Raw genomic sequence first — 3660 nt, 5'->3', positions numbered from 1 at the left:
CGAAGGCCTTGTGGTGAGGAATCGGTTTCTAGACAATTCCCATTCTCACCGCGGGGCCTTCTTCACACCCCCTACGACACACCTACCCCTGTCGGATAATTCTCTACACCCTCAATCCGGAAGAGCCACTTCGTTGCAGACGGAAAATACGGCGCCAAGCTGATCCTGTCAACACCATCGATTGGTGTGATGGGTCTGCTCGCTACGCACAAGCAGTTTCCCTCGATCATGCCGGAGGATATTGTCAAGGATGCAAAGCCAACCGGTGTCACCGAGTTCATCGGGACTGGCCCGTACAAATATGTTGAATGGAAAAAGGATCAATATATCCATTTAACTCGTTTCGATGATTATTCGAGTCCGGACGGCGAGCCGTCTGGACTCTCGGGGAAGCGCAATGCGGAGGTCAAGGACCTCTACTTCGATATAGTTACGGATGCGGCCACGCAGCTTGCCGGGCTCCAGACTGGCAAATTCGATATTGCACCGGAAGTTACTCCCGATGCCTATGAGTGGCTCAAAAATGCGCCGGAATTCAAGGTCTCAAGTTATACGATCGGTGACCTTGTATTCGCGTTCAACTTCAAGAGCCCTCTGATGGGGAATGAGAAAATTCGGAAGGCTGTGCAGATTGCTACAAGTTCTTCGGATATTATGGACGTAGCCTTTGGCAGTCCGGATCTGTATAAGCTAAAGCCTGGTTACATGGGGACTGAGCAGCCAGCTTGGAAGACTACTGCCGGTTCTGATACATATGATCAGGGAAACGCTGCCGAGGCGAAGAAATTACTGGCTGAGTCCGGATATAAAGGTCAGCCGGTTAGGCTCCTAACGACAAAGGAGAATCTCTATCAATATAAAGGTTCCGTGGTTCTGCAGGAGCAGTTGAAGCAGATTGGAATGAATGTAGACCTGCGGTCTGTGGAGTGGGCTACATATGGCGCTTTGTCTAAAGATGAGAAGTCCTTCGATATAGTGTCTGCTGGAATTACGAGCGTCTCGGATCCTACGCAGCTTTCATATCTTGGTACTGACTGGACTTTCGGCGAATCCCCTCGAGTTTTGGATAACTTGCAGAAGATAAAGGCTGCCGACAGTCAAGAGGAGGCCACGAAAATCTGGAGTGAGACTCAGGAGTATCTTCGCGAGGAGTACATTCCAGTGATCATGGCCGGCGAGTTCCGGCAAGTGGCGGCCACTCGCAGCAACGTCGAAGGGTATACCTCGCAGTATGGCCCTATTGTCTGGAATACCAAGGTTACGGGGTGAGGTACATGCAAACGAGTAGATTTCAACATGACCGTAACGTGAGGTGTGGGCTGAAATGATCTCATTTATCCTACGGCGCATCCTGTCGCTGATTCCGGTTCTGATTACGGTGTTCGTGGTGGTATTTCTCATCCTGCACCTTGCCCCAGGCTCGCCGGCTTCGGTTATCCTGGGTGAAGAGGCGACCGCGGAGGAGATTGCAAAACTCAATGCGGAAATGGGACTCGACCGGCCACTGCTGGTTCAGTTCCTGGCCTGGAGCGGCAACGCGCTGACCGGCGACCTGGGGGACTCGTTCTTTCTGGGAATGCCTGTGACCCAGGCGATTACCGAACACGTCGCCCCAACATTCAGCTTGGCCATCATCGCCGAGATCTTGGCGATCGTCATCGCCATTCCGCTGGGCGTGCTTTCGGCCCGGCGTAAGGGGTCGCACACGGACCGTGCGATTCTGACGGGGTCGCTTTTCGGAATATCGATCCCCAGCTTCCTGTTGGCGCTTTTCCTCCTGTTGATCTTCGGCGTCTGGCTTCGCTGGTTCCCAGTGGGTGGCTATGAGCCGATGTCTGCGGGGTTCGGCACCTGGCTGTCGTATCTGATCCTGCCGGCAGTAGCCCTTGCGGCGATGCAAGCGGCGTTGATTACCCGAATGAGTCGTTCATCGATGATCGACGTGCTGCAAATGGAGTACATCGCCCTGGCCCGAGCAAAGGGTCTCAGGGAAGGGACCGTGCTGTTCAAGCACGCTTTGCGCAATGGATTCCTTCCGGTTCTGACGATCTTGGGTCAGGGACTCGGCAGCCTGATCACCGGTGCGGTCGTATCGGAGACTATCTTCACGATTCCGGGTATCGGAACCCTGGTGGTGAACTCTGTGATGCATCGAGATTTCTCCGTGGTACAGGGCGTTGTCCTGTTCACGACGGTGGTGTTCGTACTGGTCAATTTGGTCGTCGACATTTTGTATGGCGTCTTCGACCCTCGTGTCGGCGTCACGGCGAAGAAATAAGGAGGGACGACAATGATGAATACTCCAATCCAAGCTGACCAAGTCGAACGTCGTGGACGTGAACTGGTCAAACAACGGCACCAGCGGACTTGGTGCCGCCTCAAGGAAAACCAGATGTTGATGATCGGTGCAGTGGTCATGGTGATCCTCATCGTCGTGGCCACTGTCGGGCCCTGGTTTTCGCCGTATAACCAGTTCCAAATGGTCATTGACGACAAGCTGACCGGTCCCAGTGTGCATCACTGGTTGGGCACGGACGACTTCGGCCGTGATCTGGCGACGCGCCTACTGTTCGGCCTGCGGACTTCGCTGGGCATCGGTATCGCTGTCACTGTACTGACCGCCGTACTCGGCGGTGCGATCGGCCTGATATCTGCTTACTTCAAGAGTGTCGACGGTGTGCTCATGCGCATCATGGACGGCTTCATGGCCTTCCCCAGCATCCTGCTGGCGATCTGCCTGATGGCCGCCTTCGGCGCCAAGATTAGTAATGTGATCATCGCACTGACCGTGGTTTTCACACCGCAGATGGCCCGAGTCGTGCGTTCCAGTGCTGTGAGCGTCAAAGAAGAGATGTTCATCGATGCGATGCAGTCACAGGGAGCCTCAGCTCTCCGGATCATCCTCAAACACATGCTTCCCAACATCGTGTCACCGATCGTGGTACAGGCGACCTTCATCTTCGCTGATGCGATCATCACCGAGGCTTCACTGAGCTTCTTGGGCGCAGGTGTCCCGCCACCAGGCGCCTCGCTGGGCAGCATCCTGCAGGATGGCAAGGCCCTGATCTTCTCATCGTGGTGGATCGTCGTCTTCGCCGGCATCCTGACCATCCTGTGCGTGTTCGGATTGAACTTCCTCGGGGACGGGCTGCGTGACCACTTCGATCCACGAAGCGGTAAGCGGCGGAAAGTCAGCGGCGTAGCCAAAGGACAGATTCTGCGTCTGGTAGGTGGTCGCTCCGCCGCGGGGATGGCCGTTTCGACTCGCGTTACCGAGGAGCCGCACCCTGGCCCTGACGCGGTCGCAACAGCAGCTTCGGATCCTGCCGTGCAAGCGCCTGTGCAGAAAGGTACGAACCGTGACGTCTAATGTGTTGGAAGTAGAAGGATTGTCGACGTGGTTTGCTACGGAGAACGGCGATAAGTGCGTGGTCGAGGACGTCACCTTCAGCATTGGCGAGGGTGAGGTATTCGGACTGGTGGGCGAATCCGGCTCCGGTAAATCCGTGACCTCTCGATCGATCATTCGACTGCTAGCCTCGATTTTTCACGGGTTGGGGTTTGTGCTTGATCGCGGCGTCGTTGTCTCATGTTGTAGGTGATTGTACTGTTCGGGTGTGATGTGCCTGCGCGTGTCGCCGCGGTGGTCGGGCCGTTCCA

Annotated in this window: 4 protein-coding genes; all 4 read left to right on the top strand. The window is 55.5% G+C overall.

Translation table 11 applies throughout. The annotated features are described in order from the left end of the window. The first annotated feature begins 189 nt into the window (after positions 1 to 189). The 4 genes from NQ034_RS15980 to NQ034_RS16525 are packed head-to-tail and all read left to right on the top strand — an operon-like array spanning position 190 to position 3602. Positions 190 to 1269: an ABC transporter substrate-binding protein gene (locus NQ034_RS15980; protein WP_257050014.1), complete on the top strand. Its 1080-nt coding sequence runs from the start codon at positions 190 to 192 to the stop codon at positions 1267 to 1269. Between the two features lie 55 nt (positions 1270 to 1324). Further along, a complete protein-coding gene (locus tag NQ034_RS15975) occupies positions 1325 to 2278 on the top strand; it encodes an ABC transporter permease (RefSeq protein WP_257050013.1) in 954 nt (317 codons plus the stop codon). 12 nt (positions 2279 to 2290) lie between these two features. Continuing rightward, positions 2291 to 3370 carry an ABC transporter permease gene (locus tag NQ034_RS15970; RefSeq protein ID WP_257050012.1) on the top strand — a complete coding sequence of 360 codons (1080 nt, stop codon included), beginning with the start codon at positions 2291 to 2293 and terminating at the stop codon, positions 3368 to 3370. Then, entirely contained in the window at positions 3360 to 3602 is a 243-nt protein-coding gene (locus NQ034_RS16525; RefSeq protein ID WP_373567252.1) for an ATP-binding cassette domain-containing protein, read from the top strand. The genes NQ034_RS15970 and NQ034_RS16525 overlap by 11 nt, the downstream gene beginning before the upstream one ends. Positions 3603 to 3660 lie beyond the last annotated feature (58 nt).

The organism is Brevibacterium moorei (assembly GCF_024580735.1).
Classification (GTDB): Bacteria; Actinomycetota; Actinomycetes; order Actinomycetales; family Brevibacteriaceae; genus Brevibacterium; species Brevibacterium moorei.
The sequence above is the reverse complement of the archived record's forward strand: the minus strand, read 5'-3'. Positions and strand labels throughout refer to the sequence as shown.